Annotated in this window: 20 protein-coding genes and 2 pseudogenes; 5 read left to right on the forward strand and 17 right to left on the reverse strand. The window is 36.5% G+C overall.

Going from position 1 to position 20,024, the window contains the following annotated elements; translation table 11 throughout:
- Window positions 1-16 precede the first annotated feature (16 nt).
- The 8 genes from PR675_RS08585 to PR675_RS08620 form a co-directional block, all read right to left on the reverse strand.
- A complete protein-coding gene (locus PR675_RS08585) occupies window positions 17-1,075 on the reverse strand; it encodes a hypothetical protein (RefSeq protein WP_042116599.1) in 1,059 nt (352 codons plus the stop codon).
- 17 nt (window positions 1,076-1,092) lie between these two features.
- The gene (locus PR675_RS08590; protein WP_060561026.1) at window positions 1,093-3,660 is read right to left on the reverse strand and encodes a fimbria/pilus outer membrane usher protein; all 2,568 of its coding nucleotides are present in this window, start codon (window positions 3,658-3,660) and stop codon (window positions 1,093-1,095) included.
- Window positions 3,657-4,406, reverse strand: a complete 750-nt coding sequence (locus tag PR675_RS08595) for a fimbrial biogenesis chaperone (RefSeq protein WP_004919958.1) — start codon at window positions 4,404-4,406, stop codon at window positions 3,657-3,659. Before PR675_RS08595 ends, PR675_RS08590 begins: the two co-directional genes overlap by 4 nt.
- Window positions 4,397-5,146 carry a fimbrial biogenesis chaperone gene (locus PR675_RS08600; RefSeq protein WP_014658390.1) on the reverse strand — a complete coding sequence of 250 codons (750 nt, stop codon included), beginning with the start codon at window positions 5,144-5,146 and terminating at the stop codon, window positions 4,397-4,399. Before PR675_RS08600 ends, PR675_RS08595 begins: the two co-directional genes overlap by 10 nt.
- A 19-nt stretch (window positions 5,147-5,165) precedes the next feature.
- Complete coding sequence (locus PR675_RS08605) at window positions 5,166-5,696, reverse strand: fimbrial protein (RefSeq protein ID WP_014658389.1); 531 nt, start codon at window positions 5,694-5,696, stop codon at window positions 5,166-5,168.
- A gap of 21 nt (window positions 5,697-5,717) precedes the next feature.
- A complete protein-coding gene (locus PR675_RS08610) occupies window positions 5,718-6,272 on the reverse strand; it encodes a fimbrial protein (RefSeq protein ID WP_014658388.1) in 555 nt (184 codons plus the stop codon).
- Complete coding sequence (locus tag PR675_RS08615) at window positions 6,250-6,978, reverse strand: fimbrial biogenesis chaperone (protein ID WP_004919944.1); 729 nt, start codon at window positions 6,976-6,978, stop codon at window positions 6,250-6,252. The genes PR675_RS08610 and PR675_RS08615 overlap by 23 nt, the downstream gene beginning before the upstream one ends.
- An 80-nt stretch (window positions 6,979-7,058) precedes the next feature.
- Window positions 7,059-7,586, reverse strand: a complete 528-nt coding sequence (locus PR675_RS08620) for a fimbrial protein (RefSeq protein ID WP_004919941.1) — start codon at window positions 7,584-7,586, stop codon at window positions 7,059-7,061.
- Window positions 7,587-8,496: 910 nt separating this feature from the next.
- Between PR675_RS08620 and tnpA the strand changes: the two are divergent.
- A pseudogene (gene tnpA / locus PR675_RS08625) lies at window positions 8,497-8,760 on the forward strand (IS200/IS605 family transposase); the annotation flags it as partial.
- A gap of 9 nt (window positions 8,761-8,769) precedes the next feature.
- Here tnpA and PR675_RS08630 read toward each other — a convergent pair.
- The 3 genes and pseudogenes from PR675_RS08630 to PR675_RS08640 form a co-directional block, all read right to left on the reverse strand.
- Window positions 8,770-8,886: pseudogene (locus PR675_RS08630) on the reverse strand (ArsR family transcriptional regulator); the annotation flags it as partial.
- Between the two features lie 164 nt (window positions 8,887-9,050).
- Window positions 9,051-10,148 (reverse strand): alkene reductase, encoded by a 1,098-nt coding sequence (locus tag PR675_RS08635; RefSeq protein ID WP_053110187.1) that lies wholly within the window; start codon window positions 10,146-10,148, stop codon window positions 9,051-9,053.
- A 53-nt stretch (window positions 10,149-10,201) separates the two neighbouring features.
- Entirely contained in the window at window positions 10,202-10,801 is a 600-nt protein-coding gene (locus PR675_RS08640; protein ID WP_004919929.1) for a TetR/AcrR family transcriptional regulator, read from the reverse strand.
- Window positions 10,802-11,078: 277 nt separating this feature from the next.
- On the opposite strand from PR675_RS08640, the gene aadA36 reads away from it, so the two are divergent.
- Window positions 11,079-11,873 (forward strand): ANT(3'')-I family aminoglycoside nucleotidyltransferase AadA36, encoded by a 795-nt coding sequence (gene aadA36, locus PR675_RS08645; protein WP_072197214.1) that lies wholly within the window; start codon window positions 11,079-11,081, stop codon window positions 11,871-11,873.
- Between the two features lie 641 nt (window positions 11,874-12,514).
- Entirely contained in the window at window positions 12,515-13,609 is a 1,095-nt protein-coding gene (mnmH, locus tag PR675_RS08650) for a tRNA 2-selenouridine(34) synthase MnmH (RefSeq protein ID WP_004919920.1), read from the forward strand.
- Window positions 13,610-13,691: 82 nt separating this feature from the next.
- Here the strand turns inward: mnmH and PR675_RS08655 are convergent, their stop codons facing one another.
- Window positions 13,692-13,955, reverse strand: a complete 264-nt coding sequence (locus PR675_RS08655) for a DUF3811 domain-containing protein (protein ID WP_014658383.1) — start codon at window positions 13,953-13,955, stop codon at window positions 13,692-13,694.
- Window positions 13,956-14,312: 357 nt separating this feature from the next.
- Here PR675_RS08655 and PR675_RS08660 point away from each other — a divergent pair, with 357 nt between their 5' ends.
- Window positions 14,313-15,320 (forward strand): DUF481 domain-containing protein, encoded by a 1,008-nt coding sequence (locus PR675_RS08660; protein ID WP_040133142.1) that lies wholly within the window; start codon window positions 14,313-14,315, stop codon window positions 15,318-15,320.
- An 80-nt stretch (window positions 15,321-15,400) separates the two neighbouring features.
- On the opposite strand, the gene PR675_RS08665 is transcribed toward PR675_RS08660, so the two are convergent.
- Genes PR675_RS08665 through hxsD form a run of 5 tightly spaced genes read right to left on the reverse strand, consistent with a single transcriptional unit; the run spans window position 15,401 to window position 19,055 of the window.
- Window positions 15,401-15,703 carry a hypothetical protein gene (locus PR675_RS08665; RefSeq protein WP_004919911.1) on the reverse strand — a complete coding sequence of 101 codons (303 nt, stop codon included), beginning with the start codon at window positions 15,701-15,703 and terminating at the stop codon, window positions 15,401-15,403.
- Window positions 15,704-15,735: 32 nt separating this feature from the next.
- Window positions 15,736-16,305 carry a His-Xaa-Ser repeat protein HxsA gene (hxsA, locus tag PR675_RS08670; RefSeq protein ID WP_004919908.1) on the reverse strand — a complete coding sequence of 190 codons (570 nt, stop codon included), beginning with the start codon at window positions 16,303-16,305 and terminating at the stop codon, window positions 15,736-15,738.
- Window positions 16,302-17,405: a His-Xaa-Ser system radical SAM maturase HxsC gene (gene hxsC, locus PR675_RS08675; RefSeq protein WP_060561024.1), complete on the reverse strand. Its 1,104-nt coding sequence runs from the start codon at window positions 17,403-17,405 to the stop codon at window positions 16,302-16,304. Before hxsC ends, hxsA begins: the two co-directional genes overlap by 4 nt.
- Window positions 17,398-18,783 carry a His-Xaa-Ser system radical SAM maturase HxsB gene (gene hxsB, locus PR675_RS08680; protein ID WP_060561023.1) on the reverse strand — a complete coding sequence of 462 codons (1,386 nt, stop codon included), beginning with the start codon at window positions 18,781-18,783 and terminating at the stop codon, window positions 17,398-17,400. The genes hxsC and hxsB overlap by 8 nt, the downstream gene beginning before the upstream one ends.
- The gene (hxsD, locus tag PR675_RS08685) at window positions 18,780-19,055 is read right to left on the reverse strand and encodes a His-Xaa-Ser system protein HxsD (RefSeq protein ID WP_004919898.1); all 276 of its coding nucleotides are present in this window, start codon (window positions 19,053-19,055) and stop codon (window positions 18,780-18,782) included. The genes hxsB and hxsD overlap by 4 nt, the downstream gene beginning before the upstream one ends.
- A gap of 306 nt (window positions 19,056-19,361) precedes the next feature.
- Between hxsD and PR675_RS08690 the strand changes: the two genes are divergently transcribed.
- Window positions 19,362-19,784, forward strand: coding sequence for a VOC family protein (locus PR675_RS08690; protein WP_036940287.1), 423 nt, complete (start codon window positions 19,362-19,364; stop codon window positions 19,782-19,784).
- Window positions 19,785-20,024: the final 240 nt, after the last annotated feature.

Consider the following 20,024-nt stretch of genomic DNA (forward strand, 5'->3'; position numbering starts at 1 on the left):
TTAACTTACGATAAGCTTAACGCATAATAACCGAAAGTTCTACGGAACCACGTGCTAAACCGGTTATCCCTGCCCCCTTTGAATATAACTCATATTCAAGAGTTTTCGTTATATTGACATTGTTTTCATTTGCTTTAATACGACCAAGCTCGACCATAGTCTGGTCTAAACGTATCGGTAATTTAGCCCCATTGTGGTGAACAAATAATTTTACATACGCAGCAGCTCGATTACTTGAATTAATTAAATTAACGTCGTAATTATTCCCTGAATAGTACTCGGGTTTAACGTTAGCAGATATTCCAATATATGCATCAACTTGATCCTTAAATTGACTACAACTTATGGCTATCGGACGTTGAACAGATGCTAATAGAGTACCTGCTGCTGCATTCGAATCTTGAATACCAAAATTAATTTTATTCGGGGTCTGCAAGCTGCATGTTAGCCCAGAAACAGTGACATTGATGGGATCCGCTTTATCTACTAATTTTACCCATGACCCTTCATTAAGATTACGCCAGTCTTTGATCGAGGTGCCTATATTATCTTTTAAATAATACGTACCACTTTTTTGATTCCCAGTACCATATACTAGCAAGCGACCTGTTAGGAAAACCTCATGTTCGATAATAGTTTCTGGCGTTGTTTGATAAGGTTCAAAAATACAATTCCGATACCATGGAAATTGATTTGTACCTGAACCCCAGCCATTGAAATGCCCTGTTACTATATCGAATGGAGCAGGCCGAGGATAAATTAATCCCTTTCTTCGCTCATCTGTAAAAGTAAACTCAGGCACTAGCATTAGATCATTACTAATTGGTATTCCGTAAATACCATCAATTTGCATTAGAGCGGCTTGATAGCAAAGGTTATATGAACCATTGAAAGAATTGGTTAATGTAACATAGAAATAAGAATCTCCAACGTTACCGTATGTTACCATTTTATTTTTTGCAGTGTAATTCCCAAACACTCCAACTAAGCCACGCCCATTGAACACCTTAACGTTTGCGGCTAATGATGACATTGTTATACTTGTCAAAATGATTGCGAATAAAATTTTTTTCATCATATTACTCAAATTAGTTATTGGCATGTAACAGCTAAATTGCGCAGCGACGAGTAGGTGTTTTCAGTCGACTTACTCATATCAAATGGAACTTGACATTGCTCAGAGTTTGCTCTTCCCCATACTACTGATAATGTCCCTTTTTCAGGTAACCCGCTTATATATACACGACCATTTTCACCAACAATTCCTGATATTAAACTAGAACTATCTTGTTCTGATTGTTGTAGTGATGCTACAGCTCCCATTGGAATAGTTTTTGGACCCGTTAAGGTGAGCATCGCCTGATACCCTTTCAAGGTATTAAACTGAGTTTTAACTAAAGCGCCTTTTGTTGGATACACATTAACGGATGTTTCTTTACTTTCAACATCTGTTGGTAATGTATTAATATCTAGATTAATAATATTTTGGCTGTATTCCATCATATTAGGCACAATAGCGTAACCCCGAGAGTCAATAACGGCCATCCCATTATTGATACTTGTTCCCGCAGCATCTGGCGCATACACTACAGCAGCAGAATTACCAATGAACTGACCCAATGTAACCCCACCAGGGTGAATGACGGCAGCACCATTTCCATTCGCGTAAGTTAGCTGACTTTCACGACTATAACTGTATCCGCCTCCCACATATCCTTTACTTCCTTGATAACCGACGTTAACCGAACTGGATAATTTTTGGTCTCGGTTATCACCACTTTCGCTTAATTGGTAAGTAAACTTATTATCTAGTAGCTGCCCATTAACACCAAGCTGTTGGTAAGTTCTTCCGCTATTGTCGTGGCTTATCTGGAAGCTGCTACTAATATTTTCAATATTTTTATTATTTGAAAACAGACTAAATGGCACGCTAACGTTGAAGCTAATTTGGCGGTTTTCAGGCCAGTTTCCGTCACCTTGTGTACGGCTAATACTGTAATCAATACCATAAGATAAACCTTTATAGAAACCGCTATAACCAATCCCTAAGGTCGTTATCGTATCTTTACGTCCCCAATAATCACTACGCATACCTCTAAAATAAATTGAACCCCATTTACCAAGAGATTGGTTTATATAAGATTGAAAGCTACTACGTTGACGTCCGTTTAACCACGGTGCAACATTATCTTTCAAACGATAACCTGCATGGTTAAAGTCTGAAAAGCTATAATAGTCTTTTGTTGAGTACCTCAACGCGGTCAAGTCAATAGATGTACCAAAATCAGATAAGTTCTTTGAGTAACGAAGTCTGAAGGATTGACCTTGCTTATCTTCATTTCTAATTGTGGCATAGGCATGGGTAGCATCGATTGACATGGCACCAAATGAACCTAATGAGAAACCTGTACCAACAATACCAGTCCAGTAATGATTAGCCCCTAAAAAACCGGTATACAATGTGACCGCTTTTGGTAATCCATATATGAGTGTCCCCATCAAGAAATTACTTTTTTTATTACCATCGGTTATGCCACCATTGTATTGACCTGCCGCAACTTCATATTTAAATGTTCCAGCTCGTTGCATTACGGGCAATGATGAGAATGCTTGAGTGAATACTCGAACAGAGCCATCTTCCTCATGAATTGAAACCTCCAAGTCCCCAGCTGTACCTGTTGGATAAAGGTCATTAATCACAAATGGTCCTGGTGCAACGTATGTTTGGTATATGGTATTACCATTTTGGCTTATAGTTATGCGGGAATTAGATGATGCAACACCTCTAATTTGTGGCGCAAATCCCCTATCACCTCGTGCTAACATCTGCTCATTGGATAATAAACGAACCCCTTTTACTGGGACACTGTCAAGTACATCATTGAGTGTGCTCGTTTCACCCATTACAATTTCAGAATTTAAGTGCTGAATATCCCTTGAAACGGTTGTGTTATTAAAATCACTTTGGTGATTACGTACCGTCTTACCGTCAAATTTATTTTCATTTTCAAGGTAAAAATATTGGGAACGTAAACGCCACGCACCAAGATTTAATCCGCCTGTAATGTTGGCAAAAATTGAGTTATTCTTTGTTTTACCGCCAATTCCACCCGTAAATTCTTGTCGGCTCCCACTGACTTGATAGTTTAATATCAGGCCAGGTAAACCTTGGTCAAGAAGCTCTATCGGTACAGCACCTCTAGCCTTCTGGTTCATAGAGATTTGCGGGATATTTAAATTTAGTGTTAATTTTGAAACATCGAATTGAACTTGTGCATTTTCTATTACCGATGATAGAGAGGTAATTTTGTGAGTCGCAGGCATTCCTTTCAATATAGAATTACCTTGAATATTTACGCCGAACTCCTCTAGCATAGCGGGAGTAAATTCAGGAACAATGTTACCTTCACCATCTTGTGTGAAATATATTTCCTTCTGGCCTATCTCCTCTTTATTTATTTTCATAGTAACTATGTAACGGCCAGGAGCTACTGTATCAGAACGTGCAAATACAGATAAATCGATACTATCTTTATCTGTTCCTGCCGGCAGGTTTAAAAGAGCGGGATCAAAATAAGGCTCAGCACTAGTTACCCCCCCAAACAGACAAAACATAAGCGCTATTGAGATAGGTTTTAAGATAAATATTCTGTTGTTCATAATATACTCTCATCCAATACGCCAGTGCTCAGTTTTGTTATTAATCCATATTCATTTAAAGCTTGCCAAGTAACCTCACCAGAAACAGATTGAGGTAATTCAATTTGGTTTTCACTAAATGGAGGAATACTGTCATCAATTAATTTCATTGGCACTTTATATGAACCAATAGTTAATGAGGTCAATGTTATTGAAAGAGCTGACGGGTTTTTGATCGTCAGTTTATTTTTATTTATAGAAAAACGCATTTTTTCCACTTCCTTGTCAATCCGTAATTCTTCAATTGCTTTAGGTCGATAAAGCATTTTTAAATAGAGTGTTGGAGTAACAATAAACTCCGAGGTGTTCTTATCTGATACTTCTGGAATAATTCTTAATGAAACATAAAATACACTTTCTCTATCTTTTGCTAAATTGCCATCAGCAACCCGTTGTATTTTCCAACTATAGCGAACGCCACTATCTAAACGATGTAATGGCGGTGTGATTAAAAAAATATCTGATTCTTTATTAATCAGTGGCTTCAACGTTTTTTCATTTGCAGCAATGATTTGAGACTGGACGAGTATTGCCTCGCTATTCGCATTCTCTAACATGGTTGAAACACCATTTTTTTCCGATTCTTTATAAACTATACGTTCAGGTGAAAATAACAAACCATTCATGATATCGGTATTTGCGAAAGACGATCCCATATAATAAACAAAAGAAACAATTAAAATAATGATTTTTTTAACTATTGACATGTTTTCCTCTCGCCTAATATTAGTGAAGCCGTATTATCTTCACTATCACCACCATAATCATTAACTGCTTTCCATACTATTTTACTCGACTGATTTACTTCACCAGTATTGTTTATTAAGTATCTGCTTTTTGGTGGAATTATTACTCCAGATATTTTCGGATACTGTTTATTATTTATTTTTAGAGAGCTTAATGTTATATGATATGGAGATGGATTTTCTATACATACATTCTTTTTATGTAAATAAAACTGTAGCCCTTTAATTGCATCTTCACTTGATTGTGTTAATCCATTGGGGCGATAAAATAGTTTTATAACTAAACGTGTACCTATCGATAACTTTGCCACCTGTTCTTCATTATTGTTAGTTGTAACACCTGGTATACCAATAACACTAAAATAAAATAAGGATTCTTTATCTTTAGGCAGTTGAGTTATTTTTTCTTCAGGCAAAATTTTCATTGCCTGCTGACTATTTGGATTCAATCGATATAGTGGTGGTGTAACTAAAAATACGCCTGATTCTTTCTGCCCAATAGGCGTATCAAACACCCCTGATTGAACTAAATATACACTGTCACTATCGTTTTTTAAGGTAATGGATTCTTGCGTTGAATCACCATTCCAAATAATTCTTGTTTGTTCTAATAGTAGCCCTGCATAAGCATTAGAAGATAAGTCTGTTAATAAAATTAAAGTACCAACCAAACAAAATAATGAAAATATGATTCTACGCATATTATATATCCTAGATTAGCTAGTCAGTGAGTACGGTGAATATCATTGACGCTTTAAAACTACCTTTTGTTATTTGATTCGTATCGTTACATTCACCGCAAGATAATGCTGTTGTCACTGTAAAGGTATCACCGATAGCATTACTAGAGTTAAGCCGGAAAAGAACATCACCATCTGTTTTCGCAATGTTATTAACTAATAACTTAATACCGACACCTTTTGAGGTTCCACTTTCTTTGAATAAAGGTTTTCCATTGAAAATTTCTGTTTGTCCAGATACAAAAATTTTGCTTTTAGATAAATCGCTAACATTTGTACATTTTGCTAGCTTCAAAGTTATATCTCGATTTAACTTTGTGGTTTCACCAGAATCGTTTTTGACAATATCAACTGGTGAAACTTTTTTGTAATCAATCACAGCTTCTGAAACATCAACTTCACAAGTCTTTTTATAAAAAGTCGCTTCAAAATCGACAGCAACAGTATTCACTTGTGCTAATACTGATTGGCAGAATACAATCGATACAAAAGATAAAATTAACCGCAGCACATTGGTATCCTCTTTTTTGAATTATGGCATTACAACGGTTAATAAAATTGATGCTTTTGCAGAACCCGCTGTAACGGTGCTATTGTCTGCTTGACGTACAAATCCGATGGTCATTGGTAAAGAACCTTTTGTACTTCCAGCAGGTAAATAAAAGCTTTCATTATTTTTTAAGGTTTTTCCCTTAGAGTAGAACCCTACCAACTCTGACACTTCGCCATTTTTCAGCATAAAACCAACCCCTTTTGCTCCAGCAGGGTTCTCTGTTAAAAATAGATTAGGGTCATTTGATACATCACCTGTTACCATTACTTCGGGCATCACCGTTGTTTCATAATCTCGACATTGGTATGAAAGTTTTATTGGCGTAATATCTACAGCATCATTTAATCTAAAATCTCCGACAACAGGACGACGAGTCATTTCGATATTTGATGGCGTTACCTCAATGTCACATTCACCAATACTTTGTATATCTGCAAGTATTTCTAGTTTATTTCCTGCAAAAGATTGCATTGTAGAAGCCATTAATAAACATGCGACTAAGGTGGATAATTTATGGTTTCGTATGTTCAACATAGCCCCCTAAATCATTAATAGTTACCCAAGTGATTGGGCCTGTATTCACAGTTGTCGGATAAATTATATTGCTAAAAGGCGCCACCATCGTGTTGTTCTTTTTAGCTGAAATATCTATATGCTTATTACCAACTTTTAAAGATGCTAATGTAATATAATAAGGAGAGTTGTTTGTGACTTGCACACCGCCTTGAACTGCTGAAAACGTCAAACTTTCTTGTGCTTTATCAGAAGTCTGAACTAACCCAGTTGGGCGATAAAATACTTTAATCACATTTTCTATTGCAATTTTTACATCACCTTTCATATTTGAAACATCCAACTCTGAATTTTTTTCACTGCGTGCGATTGCTCTTGCATGTAAGTAATAAATTGATTCACGATCTTTCGGTAAATTCATTGAGCTAGAGGTTTCAGTAATACGAACATCTCGCTGTTGTCCCGGTTTCAAATAGAGCATAGGAGGAAGAATATCAAATACCTTCTCTTGGGTAGAATCACTAGGTGTTTTCGTTAAATATACCTGAACCAGATATTCTTCGTTCTCTGTACTATTGCGAACAGTTACCGGAATAGATTGGCTATTTTGTGGAAAAACAATTCGAGTAGTATTAAGGCCTACCCCAGCAGCTGATAGTCCTGTAATTTCAAGACCAAATATCATCATTCCAATTATTGAGTATCTGATAGTTGACATCAAATTCATAATTTATCTCCAATAGTCATTCTATTAAGTAACAAGTAATAAATGAGATGGCCATTTCTGCCATCTCATTTAAATAATTATTATTCGTAGCTTACAGAGAATGTAATTGGAGCATCAATGCGTTGTGAAGCAGGAGTTCCTACTGTTGAATATAAGCCAACGTTCATTGCGATTGAAGCAGAAGAACCTTGAGCTAATCCAGTCACAGAAGTTAAATCAACACTTGTGTTAGGTTTAACTGGTTTAGAATCAGCAGTTAATTTAACACCAACAGTTGCATTTGCAGTGTTGTTGAAGTAATCACCATTCGCGTCCAATGCAGTTCCTTTAGCAAATAATTGAACTGATGCACCGGTTTGATCTTTGCTACAATTAGTTAATTGTAGAGTGAAGTCTTTTGCACTTGAAGCAATATCACCAGCTGCTGTAATATCCGCAGAAATGTGAGTACCTAAGTCAATATTAGGATTGCTAACACTTAAATCACAGGTTGCAGCTGCGATTTGACCTGAAACATTTACTTGAGCGTTTTGACCTGCAGAAGCAGCACCAGCGAATCCTAAGCCAGCAGCAACACATAGAGCAATCATATTTTTTTGATTAAACATAATAAGACCTTAAATATTTATTAATAATTGGGTGTAAGTTAATATTTATCCTACGATTACAACACCCTTTTTAATCGCAGGACTTAAATAGAAATGAATTGATTTCAACTTAATGAATAGGCTGATCGATTCTTTTCCTGTTTTCTTTTAAAGAAATTTATTTTTAAACTCTAAATTCATGTTTTCCATATACACTCATATTTCCATATTGACATCCACGTTTAATTAATTGAAAAAAACTTAACTTACTTAATTAACGGGATTGGCGAAGATTCTAATCCAAAAAAAATTTTTTTCTAGAGTGAATATTCATGCAGTGAGTAAGCAAATGTAATTGTCTTTTATTTTTAATAATTCAATCGTTAAATATTCTTCATTAAAAATGAGAGTTAAACGTTCAATTGTCCCTATAGTTGTTCTTAACTATAATTTAACACCCACTTAACTTGCTCATATTGTGCGCACCACCACCAATGAACAATAATCATATGAATAAAAAGACATTTTTAATCTTTTAACTTTAAAATGATTTGACTTAAAAAATTATCATCAACAAAAAAACAACACATAATGCATAATAAAAATTGAAACTCATAAACCCCGCTATTAAGGTTTAGTATTGAATTAAAAACAGATTTTTCTTAAAATTTTTTATTGTTTTATTGAAATATATGTTTACATTTATTTACTAACACATAAATATAATAACCTATTTTCTGAGTATTTTTTTAATTTAACTAGAATTTTTTTACTGCCAAATATCAGAATATATCCCTTAAGTATAAAATGATGTGTAAATACTCAATCCGTATCCTTAAATTTAAAAAAATCATATAGTGAAGTAATGTTACTATTATGTAGTGTATCGAAAGCATTTCTAGTTAGATAAGGTATTAGTAATCAGTTGCTAATACTCATGCTGTTGGACATTTCGCCTCAAATGAGTGTTTCGAGCTTTATGGGATATTTAAAAGGGAAAAGTAGCCTAATGCTTTATGAACAGTTCGGCGATTTAAAGTTTAAATATCGTAAAAGAGAATTTTGGTGCGGAGGATACTCTGTTGATACGGTGGGTAAGAATACGAAACGAATACAAGAATACATAAAACATCAATTAGAACAGGATAAATTGGGTAAACAATTGTCGACCCCTTATCTATGTACCGTGTTTTGAATCAAGTCATAAACCGGAGCTACGTGGCATTGCAAGATGGCGAGATGTTTTTGGCTGAGAAAAATCTAATACCGTATAAATATCACATACGCATACCTCTCCCGATACGTTTAGCCGCAGTACAATATCTCATCTCGCTTGGTCACTTAATAATTTGAATAATTGTAATGGTTCCACATCCACTTCTTTATCATGTTATCAATTTATACCAACCTAACATATACGTTAATTCATATATATGTGAGTGTTAAATATTAGCGGCGAGTTATCGCCGCTATCAACATTAATACTCAGAGAGATGGATAATCTGTATACCCTTCTGCGCCACCACCATAAAAGCTTTCAGGGCGCTGAGGATTGAGTGCAGCTTTATTTTTAAGGCGAACGACGAGATCAGGGTTAGCAATAAAATCACGACCAAATGCAACAGCATCAATCAACCCTTTCTCGATTAAATTTTCTGCCTTTTCTGTAGTGTAAGCGCCAGCACCAATGATCACACCGTGGAAGCGTTCACGCACTTTTTGACGGAAATCATCAGTATATGGTTGACCGCCCGCCCAATCAGGTTCAGACAGATGCAAATAGGCAATATGACGTTTGTCTAGCTCTTCAATGAGATACAGGGCATCGTCAACTTCATTCGGCCCATTATCGGTATTTTGAAATGTACCTATAGGTGAGATACGGATCCCAATATGTTCAGACCCCCATTCCGCACAAACTGCATCAACAACATCTAAAAGAAAACGAGCACGATTTTCCCTTGTTCCACCATATTGGTCAGTACGGTGATTCGCGGATGGAGAGAGAAATTGATGCAGTAAATAACCGTGAGCAGCATGCAATTCAGCCATATCAAAACCTGCTTCCCGTGCATTAGCAACCGCTTGACGGAAGTCATTAACGATCGCTGGAATTTCTTCTGTTTCTAATGCACGAGGCATGGATGTATCGACACGGATAGCGCGGCCATTTTCATCGCGTAATGATGTCCGTGTTCCTGCACTTATTGCTGAAGGTGCGACGGGAGCTAACCCATTAGGCTGAAGGCTAACATGAGAAATTCGCCCGGTATGCCACAATTGAACAGCAATACGCCCTCCTGCTTCATGAACCGTTGAAGTGATTTTTTTCCATGCAGCGATTTGCTCGGCGCTATGTAGCCCTGGAGCTCCGGCATAGCCTTTTGATTGTGCAGAAATTTGAGTCGCCTCTGAAATGATCAACCCAGCGGTGGCACGTTGGCGATAATATTCCCCCATTAATGGAGTCGGAATATCGCCGGGTTCAATGCTACGTAAACGGGTTAGTGGTGCCATAAAAATACGATTTGGTGCGGTTAGTGTACCCACTTTAAGAGGTGTAAATAGTTTTTTCTGTGACATAAAAGCTCCAGATTAGACCGGTCGACTAGTAATTGAGTAAATAAAAACGCCTATTAACTTTCAGGCGCTGCAATCATTTTTTCCACATAGGCCAGTGCGCTTTCCATCGGCTTATTACTACGCGATATTTTTGCCTGTAAATTTGCACCTAACCATAAAGAATAAAGAACCCGTGCGATAGATAGCGACTCCCCTGAAAAATTCAGTGATTTTTCATCACGCCCATTTTCCAGTGTTTGTGCCAGTAGCGCGATGACTTGGCTCACACCTTGATCCATCGCAATGTTCATATCTTCTGATAGATCACATACCTCTGCTGATAACTTCACCGTCAAACAGCCTGTTGTATGATCAAACTGGCAAGTGTTGTTTAACATTTTTCCATAATAGGCAAGTAAACGATCACGATGATTACCTGCTCCATGCTCGAAGTGCTTCACCAACTTTTGTAGATAGCCGGCGTAATAGTGCTCTAACATCGCAACACCAAAAGCTTCTTTAGAGCGGAAATAATGATAAAACGACCCTTTTGGTACTTCTGCCGTTTTTAGCAACTCACTTAGCCCCATTCCAGTAAAACCACGCTGAAGACAAAGGCGCTCACCAGTGACAAGAAGATGTTCCCGGGTATCATGTTCAGTCTTTCTGTTCATATCGACAATGTAATAGACCGATCGGTCTGATGCAAGATTTATTTTGTTTATTATACATGACAAAATTATTAACTCTGAAAATATCACAGGTTTTCAAAGGTAAAATTTTTTATTTGTACTACTCGTGGTAGCATGGGCGTGTATTAAACGCGCCAGTATTTTGAAAATGTAATACTGTAATTACCCAAATCCTCATTCTGCCATATTCTGATTTGTTGATGACTTATTAGTGTATGATCCTGTTGATAAAATTAATAACAAAGACACTAAAGCTAATATGAATTTTGAACATATTGATACTAGCATACTGCAACAAGTTAAATCCGCCTGTCAGCTCATTGACAAACACCTTGGCGAGATACTAAATAGTATTTACCTTTATGGCTCCACATTACATGGTGGCCTAAAACCTCTTAGTGATATTGACTTACTCGTTACTGTCGATACCCCTCTTTCAGAGCAGCAACGTCAACAATTGATGAGCGAACTTTTAACGGTTTCGGCTTGGCCAGGTTCCGATCCAAAACAACGCGCGTTAGAGGTAACAGTCTTACTTAATGAATCAGTTAAGAAATGGCATTACCCTCCTCGCCGTGAATTACAATTTGGCGAGTGGCTTAGAGATGATATTGTTTCAGGGATATTTGAGCCGCCTCAAATCGACCCTGATATCGCTATTTTACTGACTAAAGTTCACCAGCACAGCATTGCAATACTAGGTAACGATGCTGCTCACTCTTTTCCGCCTATTCCGTTCAGTGATTTATCAAAAGCGCTAAAAGCGACACTAGAACAATGGAACGATCAGGACGACTGGGAACATGATGAATGTAATATTATTCTCGCCTTAGCACGCATTTTGTATACCTTGTCGACACAAAAAATTGCCTCCAAATCAGAGGCTGCGGATTGGTTATTACATAGGATTAATACCCCCTCACACTATCAATTGTTGTCAGCGGCACAACGAACCTATTTAACCGGTGAGACCTTTGATGTTTCAAACTCAAAAGCAATCGAAGATTTTATTCTTACAATAAAATCTCAATGTGAAGAGCGGCTTGCAAAGTAAAAACTCAAAAAAATCATTTCTATGGCGTTTATATGATACAAAAACACAAGGGCTAGCAAAAATACGCCCTCATAGTTGCTGACGGTTATGATTATCCAACTGCCCCGTCAGATATTGATGACTGGATTACCTGTGGTGTAAATTATGATGAATGGGATATTACACCATTCATCCACTGTATTGATGACAAAATTGCTTAAGGTAAATTTAATTACATCCTCTTAGGTTACCCTTTTGCAAAAGCACATCCTGTATTAGCTAATAAAATTTCATATGCCTTCTTTTAGAAACCCCATTAGATATCACTTTATCTCGACGCATTTTACGGAACCGCCAAAACGCAATTCGCCATGAAATTTTTGCAAATATCAGCGAATAGTTTCGCGGCCTTCTTATGTTGCGATACAGGAAAGAGAAAAAAAAGACAGTGATTACATTATTGACGGTATGTTACCCTTAGAAGAAATAGTGAAATTGATCTTAGAAAAGATCTCTTAAAATACAAAATAGCATAACAAATGTGACAGCGTCACTAATGTGGCTGGCTGATTGTCTAAGAGCCAGCCTTATGATTGCGTGCCTTCATTCCAACATGGGAGTATAGTAGTCGCTTCGATTGGATTGATATCACCGTTTTTATTATGGAATTAACTCCTTTAGTGAAAAATATTCGACAGATCCTAGCCACAGATACACCAATAATTGATGTTCGCGCGCCTATTGAATTTAAACAAGGCTCAATGCCAGCAGCTCATAATTTGCCTTTAATGAATGATGCAGAGCGTGCAGCTGTTGGGACCTGTTACAAACAGCAAGGTTCGAAAAAAGCGGTCGAATTAGGCCACCAATTGGTTAATGGTGCCATTCGCTCAGAACGACTAGCTGCATGGCATAAAGCTTGCCAACAATTTCCCCAAGGCTATATCTGCTGTGCTCGAGGTGGCATGCGTTCACACATTGTTCAGCAATGGCTACGTGAAATCGGTATTGAATACCCATTAATTGTTGGTGGTTATAAAGCCTTACGACAGACAGTTATTGAGTTAACAAAAGAGTTAGTACAACGACCGATTGTCCTTATTGGTGGGTGTACTGGTAGTGGAAAAACAACAATGGTACGTAAACTGCCCGATGGTATTGATCTTGAGGGTATCGCTCATCATAGAGGCTCTTCTTTTGGTCGCACACTACAACAGCAATATTCGCAAGCTACATTTGAAAATCATCTTGCTGTTGAACTGCTGAAAAAATCACAACAATATTCCCGCTGGGTCATCGAAGATGAAGGCCGTGCAATTGGTGCAAATAGCCTCCCTCAACCTTTACGTACCCAAATGGCACAAGCATCATTAGTGGTCGTTGAAGATCCATTTGAATTACGCTTAGAGCGGCTTAAAGCTGAGTATTTTGATCGTATGACTCACGACTTTTTAAGTACTTATGGTGAAGAGCAAGGCTGGGAGGCTTACAGTGAATACTTGCATCATGGCATATCGGCAATTCGTCGTCGTTTAGGCACACAACGCGCGGCAGAACTCAGCACCTTGCTAGATAGCGCATTAATCGAACAACAAAAAAGCGGCTCAACAGAGGCCCATTTTGCTTGGTTATGCCCCCTACTTCATGAATATTACGACCCAATGTACCACTATCAACTCGAGAAAAAACAAGATCGAATTATATATCGTGGTTGCTATGAGGATGTTTTACAGTGGCTTACCGCTAATGCGTTTTAAAAGAAATGAGCCTACTTACAGAGCCAATCTCATCCCTCTGTAAGTAGTAATAAGTTCTATTGGTCAATTCAAGGTAGTACAGTTAACGGAAACCTCGCCGATGGTTATGTGTTGACCAACTGTATGTTTCATCACTAGCAGCTAACTTGTCTTTCCTTTTTTGTGCCCTCGCTTTTTTCGCTGCTAATTCAACTTCCCTTGATATTTCAGCAACAATTTCATTTTTTACCCTACTGTGCTCCGCATTGGTTAATTCACGCCCCAATTTCTTTCTCTCTTGACCGAGCCGCGTATTTACTCTAACCCGTTGAGCATCGGTCATTTCTTGCAGCGTTAACATTTTCATTGGTTCACCTCTGTCATCGCGTAGGAGTTAATAATATAGCACTCAAACTGCTAAAAAGGTGGTCATATAGATCAATTTTACGATATCAATCATTCTTTTTCTGATGGCCTTATTGACCCTAGCTTGATAAATACCCGTGATTTTTTAAAAGCAAACCAATGGGATTTTTATTAATGCCAAACCAAAAAATACTTAAGTGATATTTATTTTTCACCCTCTTTGAGAGTTAAATAAATTTATACTTTAGTAAATGAAAATAAATATACCGCCTAGTTGAGTAAAGGCTATTGATATCGAATTTTATCGGCGTTACGGTTAAGTGATTGATATCACTAGCACAGCATGAGGTTTAATTTAATGCGATATTTAGCAATTTTAATTATAGGTTCAATTACAACCTCTGCTTATGCTGATAATATCTATTTGAAAAATGGAGATTCTCTGTCAGGAATGATAAGTATTATTGATGATAATAAGGTGCTTATTAAAACCAGTTATGCTGGAGAATTAAGGGTCAAACTAAATGATATAAAGACATTTGATATTGATGAACCGGTCGTTATCAAACTGCGTTCTCCAGATAAATGGCAACAAATCGATGCAATTGAAGCGTCAAAAGAAGGCGAAATAATCCTAATTAGTGGTGATAAGCATCAAAAAATGAGAATTAACGATGATTTGGTTTTAAGTAAAAAACTAGAGGGTACTCCCCTAAAACAAACAAAAATCACGGGTGGAATAAATGCAGGCGCTACCTATAATAAAGGGGCCTCAAGCAGTGAGAAATATTCATTCGATGCCAATATGCAAATATCGGCGAAAGATTGGCGCCATGGATTAAATGGTGCAATGCTCCGGAATAAAGATGACCATAACGTCAGTAGTTATTACTACAATTTAGGTTATGAATTAGACTATTTTATTAATCCATCTTTCTTCTGGCGTGGCTCACTTAATTATCAACATGATTGGATCGAAGACATAAAATCCAAAGGTGGTGTTGGCACAGGCCCTGGTTGGCAAGTATGGAATACCGAGCTAAGTTCGCTTTCATTTACTGGCCTTCTCAGTTATCAACACATGACATATCGCAATGGGGTCAATGATAATTATATGCAAGGGTCATTGGCTTGGGATTTTAACCAATACCTATTTGCTAAAACAATAAGCATCTACACCAAAGGTCGTATTGGTCGAGGATTTAATAATGATGTGAGCCTCGATTTAAATGCTCGACTTGGCATGATGTATCACTTAACCGATGGACTAAATTTGAATGCCAGTATTATTAGAGAAAAAATCAATGCAGATAAAGGTGATTCTAACAATACCAACTATACCATCGGTGTTGGATATAAATGGTAACTGCTATCATTGTTTATCGTATACATACGATGTTTACACTGAGTGATATTTAGTTAATATCTGTTATGTTGGATCTTAGGTTAATCAACTGATAATTCATAGCTATTGCCATCAGCATCTTCAGCGATAAGTTCGCCATAACCATCCCATTCAACATCAACATCCACTTCTTCACCATCTGAATTAGTTATTATACCTGTTCCGTATTTCCCTTGAATATCAATATTCCCGCTGACACTTTCACCATAATCATCAGTTCCAGAAACATCATAATTATACCCATATGGTGAACCTGTACCATAACGATAATTGTAGAGGTAATCATCAGCATATACGATGCCAGAAAAAAAGAATGTTAATATAAAAAGAAAATAGCCCTTCATTAAATATCCTTACATGGCAACATTAGCCTTGATTAGTTTGATGCATATATTCCCAAGGAATTCAGTAGTTCTGCATCTATAAACACATTAAGCGGTAACCCGTATGTTTGTCGATAACGCGTTATCGCGTTTCTAGTTGCAGGCCCCATCACACCATCTATTACCCCATCAAAATAATTTCTCTCAAAAAGTGCATATTGAACCCGCATCACCAATCTTTTACGTTGTTCTGCTGTTAGTGTTGATTGCCTAATATTTGCTGCATAGTCATTTTTGTTAGCTGAATTTTGTGCATTTCCAGATAAATTACGCTGCTGATTATTTGTCGCTGGAGCCGAATAAGATGGTGTTACAGGAGCCGAACGATAATAACCACCACCCGAGGAAGAACGATGAGAACTGTGGCTACGATGGCTTCGATGTGAACTATGACTTCGATGACCTGCAATATATATTGGCGTTTCAGTATTTAAAGGAGCAAAAATAAGATCATCGGGTTGATAAGATTGTTCATTTTTAAACGTAATCGCAGAGTCTGCAAATACTTGATTATTTAGCACAAGAAACCCAGGTAATAATGCTGCTAAATTCCATTTTTTCATACTATAACTCTCGGTGGTTGGTGGTATTGACCATAAGATGAACTAAAATACCCTCCACATTCGCCCATCATTTTGCAGTGAAGGCAATCATCAGGATAGTAATTCTTCCAATCAGATATTGATTGAACACTATACTGCCATAGATCCTGTGAGATATGACAGAGAGGATAATTAAATAATACAATAGGTAATTGAGATCTTTCTGCGATATCAATCGCTTTTTGTAGTGATTCAAGATAGGTCTCAGGATTTACGTAAAGCGATTTCCAATTTTTACGAGCCCACCCTGTCGCTTCCAAATTCATCACTGAAATTTGATTGATGTTTGAAAAAACACGTCCTGCCATTTCAACAACAGCATATAGATCTGAATAATTATAGTTTGTAGGAATAAATCTTAATTCTATGTTTAATCCACTGTTACCAGCATTGATAATGCCTGATATTGTTTCTTCAAATGCACCATCACTTGATACTAGTTTATTGTGTATACTTGCTGAGGCTGAATATAGCGGGATCCCAAAAGTAATAGGAAGCTCTTTTGCAATATTTGCTACTTGTTTTGTAAACATTAAATCTTTAAATGCTCTGCCATTCGTCAGAATATGTAATGCTGTTTTTGGCGTATTATTTTTAACATCCTCCAAAAACTCAATAAATTCAATTCCATAAAGCAAAGGCTCACCACCACTAATTCCAATAACTCCTTCTAATTTAAATGCAGCTAACGCTTGTGTAGCAACATCTAATAACCAACTATCGGATATATTCTTAGGTGGCTGAGAGCAGAATAAACATAAGTTATTACATCTTTCTGTCAGCAATAGCGTATTATGATTGGCTTTTCTAGAAAGAATAATTCTCATTTTGTTCATTGTTACAGAAGCAATATCACCACTTTCGATTGAATGATATAATGTTTCATCCGCTATAACATGTTTCACTCCAGCAGTATGGTATTCTGCACTCTTTTCCTTAACGACTAGGATATTATCAAAATAAAATTCAGGGCTCGATAGCTGGTCCTTATATAGTTGGTAATATCCAGCAGGAATTGGCTCAAGTAATATAAATTGATCATTTCTTACAACGTTAGGCATAAGACCATTCCTTTAGAATCTTTGCATCTTCATTGTTTTTTATTATTTTAGATAATAAGAGATTAAACATACCTTTATGATATAAACAGAAACGCGATAAGCTTTTATTACCGATAGGCTCACCGAATAGGCTAATATTTTGGCATGGGTCAACGCCACAAAAAGGTTGATACGCACAATTATCACATCCGACATGGAGCATATTCAGTGAGTCAGACAGCAATTGATGGTAGATAGGATTTTGTGAAAATATAAGCTGCTCTATATCTCCAATGGAAAAATCAATATCAGGATGGACTTTTTGTAACATTCTAGTCTCATCACTACCATATAGCTTTCCATCATAATTAAATAGTAAGCTATTGAAAATCAATCCACTAGGTGATTTCAAATCTGCGTATCCAGCAAAATTTGGATTATTTATTCTTTTAATGTGGATTGCAGCAGAATGTTCGACAAATGGAATTCCTTGCTTATTTTTTTCAAGAACAAGCTCTAATAGTTTGGAATAAAAAGCAAGATACTCATCAATAGTGTAATCCTCTTTGTTTTTAGCGAATCCATAAGGACTAATAGGCCGAATAAAAATATCGAATATTTCTAACGATTGATGTGCATCCAGTAGCAAATGTGGGGAGTCAAGTAAAGCTTTTGTCACTGTGGTCACTGTTGCAACATGTGATTTACCAAGCGCTCTCTGTAATTTTTTAATATTGTTTTCAACGAGTTGAAATGAATTGCCATTGGGTAAAATTCTATTCTTATTATGGATAGATTCCGTTCCATCAAGAGAAACCGAATAATAGATAGGTTTATTGATAGACCAATCAATCATATCATCGTTAAGCAAAGATAGACTTGATGTAATAACAAATTCAATATTTTCTTCCCCAAGTACTATCACGGCTTCTTGATATATTTTTTTTATTAAATCAAAACGTAGTAGAGGCTCCCCTCCCTGAATTTCTATTTTGTATGGTTTAGATGAAAGCTTTTTTATTAATGATATTATTTTAGGGATTTTTTCTTCTTTAAGATCAAAATTTTTGGCTGATAATGAGGCGCGACTAACTTGGCAATATTTACACGTATGATCGCATCTGAGAGTCGGTACTATCATAAAAATAGGAGAAAATTTGATCTCATTTGTTATTTTTTTTCCAAGTGCTGAAGAAAGCATCTTCTCTGCTAACAAAACATTATTGCTAATAAATAGCTTTTCTATTAGTTCTTTGTTTAGTTGCTCATTCGATGTTGCATGTTCGTTAACTAACTCAAAAAAATTTTCAGACTTTAGCGTGGTCGAATAACCTGCAAGATTACTTATGAAAAAATCTTCTTCACTTATTTTTTCAAAATTAAAAGGTAAAAGATTCATTGAGATAAACGCTCATCAATACTGGCCAATACTTTACTCATAATCGAGCTTCTGATATCTCTTGTCTTTATATCAATCTGTTCTCTTAAAGTATAATCATTCAATAGGCGATTAAATTGAAATAAAGTATCATCATTACAGTCTTTAAAGGACACCTCATACGTAGTGTCTTTTTCTGTCAATGTCCATTCTGTTATTGATGTCATCCAGTATAACGACTGTCTTATGACAGAGATCGAATACTGTTCTTTTTGTAGGGTTAGTCTATTCATTGTACATAACTAGTTATAAAATTAAAAAATATACCTTAAGTTTAAGGGGATTTAATTTGGAATTCTCTTAAAGACTAAGGCAAATAATACCAACCAATTTTTTACTTATAGTTAACAATAAAATCCAACATCTTAAATCTATTTAAATTTTGCTCATCTGCCATTCTCAATAGCGTAATAACATCGATGGGTAACTTATACCTTATTGATAGATATTAGAATAAAATTGACTCAAAACGCCCTCGATATTTTATTAATTTGCTTGTATTTTCAAAGTGGCTGGATCCCAAAAAGGAAATGATAGCAATGAAATTAACACAACTTTGGCGCAAGCACCCTTCAAGCGAGCATTTAACTACCCCACGTGTGATGGCTCGTGTTTTCGTGAAGCAAGGTGAATTAGAAAGTAGCATTGCGTTTTACGAACAACTGCAACAAGTCACTATAGACGGTTTTTTCCCTTTCCCTGAGCACCAACTGCGTCTTGCCATGGTAGGTGCTTTCTTGATCATTGAAGGGCCAGATGACAAATTGGCCCCCTTTACGAGTACTCATACGACATTCCTCGTTGATGATGTGCAACCTTATTACGATAAATTAGTCGAACAAGGCGCGAAAATTATTTTCCCACTACAAGATGTACCAACCGGAAGGGCTTTTAATGCAGTTCATCCCGATGGCACAGTTATTGAATATGTTCATCACCGCCCAAATCATGAGGGCCAATAACCGCAGTACAAAACACATTGACAACCCAACATCTTAATAGCGTCAGCGCTTAATTTCTCTCGCGCTTATAACTGTTTTACAATAAGCGCTTTGAGACTTTATATCTCATATGCATAAGTTAAATAAATGACCCTAATATGTACGCCATACACTGATATAAAATTAATCTATTCCTGCCATTAAGCCTACCTCATATTTTATCTTTCTTATTTCTTATAGAGATTTAACTATTAGCGTCAA

The organism is Providencia sp. PROV261, assembly GCF_028477945.1.
Taxonomy (GTDB): Bacteria; Pseudomonadota; Gammaproteobacteria; order Enterobacterales; family Enterobacteriaceae; genus Providencia; species Providencia stuartii.

What these genes read in the sequence shown, in the direction of transcription:
- PR675_RS08610 (WP_014658388.1), bottom strand. Translation starts at nt 6,272, where the DNA reads ATGTTGAACATACGAAACCATAAATTATCCACCTTAGTCGCATGTTTA.
- PR675_RS08590 (WP_060561026.1), bottom strand. Translation starts at nt 3,660, where the DNA reads ATGAACAACAGAATATTTATCTTAAAACCTATCTCAATAGCGCTTATG.
- PR675_RS08665 (WP_004919911.1), bottom strand. Translation starts at nt 15,703, where the DNA reads ATGAAGGGCTATTTTCTTTTTATATTAACATTCTTTTTTTCTGGCATC.
- PR675_RS08635 (WP_053110187.1), bottom strand. Translation starts at nt 10,148, where the DNA reads ATGTCACAGAAAAAACTATTTACACCTCTTAAAGTGGGTACACTAACC.
- PR675_RS08690 (WP_036940287.1), top strand. Translation starts at nt 19,362, where the DNA reads ATGAAATTAACACAACTTTGGCGCAAGCACCCTTCAAGCGAGCATTTA.
- aadA36 (WP_072197214.1), top strand. Translation starts at nt 11,079, where the DNA reads ATGAATTTTGAACATATTGATACTAGCATACTGCAACAAGTTAAATCC.
- hxsA (WP_004919908.1), bottom strand. Translation starts at nt 16,305, where the DNA reads ATGAAAAAATGGAATTTAGCAGCATTATTACCTGGGTTTCTTGTGCTA.
- PR675_RS08660 (WP_040133142.1), top strand. Translation starts at nt 14,313, where the DNA reads ATGCGATATTTAGCAATTTTAATTATAGGTTCAATTACAACCTCTGCT.
- PR675_RS08655 (WP_014658383.1), bottom strand. Translation starts at nt 13,955, where the DNA reads ATGAAAATGTTAACGCTGCAAGAAATGACCGATGCTCAACGGGTTAGA.
- mnmH (WP_004919920.1), top strand. Translation starts at nt 12,515, where the DNA reads ATGGAATTAACTCCTTTAGTGAAAAATATTCGACAGATCCTAGCCACA.
- hxsD (WP_004919898.1), bottom strand. Translation starts at nt 19,055, where the DNA reads ATGAATAGACTAACCCTACAAAAAGAACAGTATTCGATCTCTGTCATA.
- PR675_RS08585 (WP_042116599.1), bottom strand. Translation starts at nt 1,075, where the DNA reads ATGAAAAAAATTTTATTCGCAATCATTTTGACAAGTATAACAATGTCA.
- PR675_RS08595 (WP_004919958.1), bottom strand. Translation starts at nt 4,406, where the DNA reads ATGTCAATAGTTAAAAAAATCATTATTTTAATTGTTTCTTTTGTTTAT.
- PR675_RS08615 (WP_004919944.1), bottom strand. Translation starts at nt 6,978, where the DNA reads ATGAATTTGATGTCAACTATCAGATACTCAATAATTGGAATGATGATA.
- PR675_RS08600 (WP_014658390.1), bottom strand. Translation starts at nt 5,146, where the DNA reads ATGCGTAGAATCATATTTTCATTATTTTGTTTGGTTGGTACTTTAATT.
- hxsB (WP_060561023.1), bottom strand. Translation starts at nt 18,783, where the DNA reads ATGAATCTTTTACCTTTTAATTTTGAAAAAATAAGTGAAGAAGATTTT.
- hxsC (WP_060561024.1), bottom strand. Translation starts at nt 17,405, where the DNA reads ATGCCTAACGTTGTAAGAAATGATCAATTTATATTACTTGAGCCAATT.
- PR675_RS08620 (WP_004919941.1), bottom strand. Translation starts at nt 7,586, where the DNA reads ATGTTTAATCAAAAAAATATGATTGCTCTATGTGTTGCTGCTGGCTTA.
- PR675_RS08640 (WP_004919929.1), bottom strand. Translation starts at nt 10,801, where the DNA reads ATGAACAGAAAGACTGAACATGATACCCGGGAACATCTTCTTGTCACT.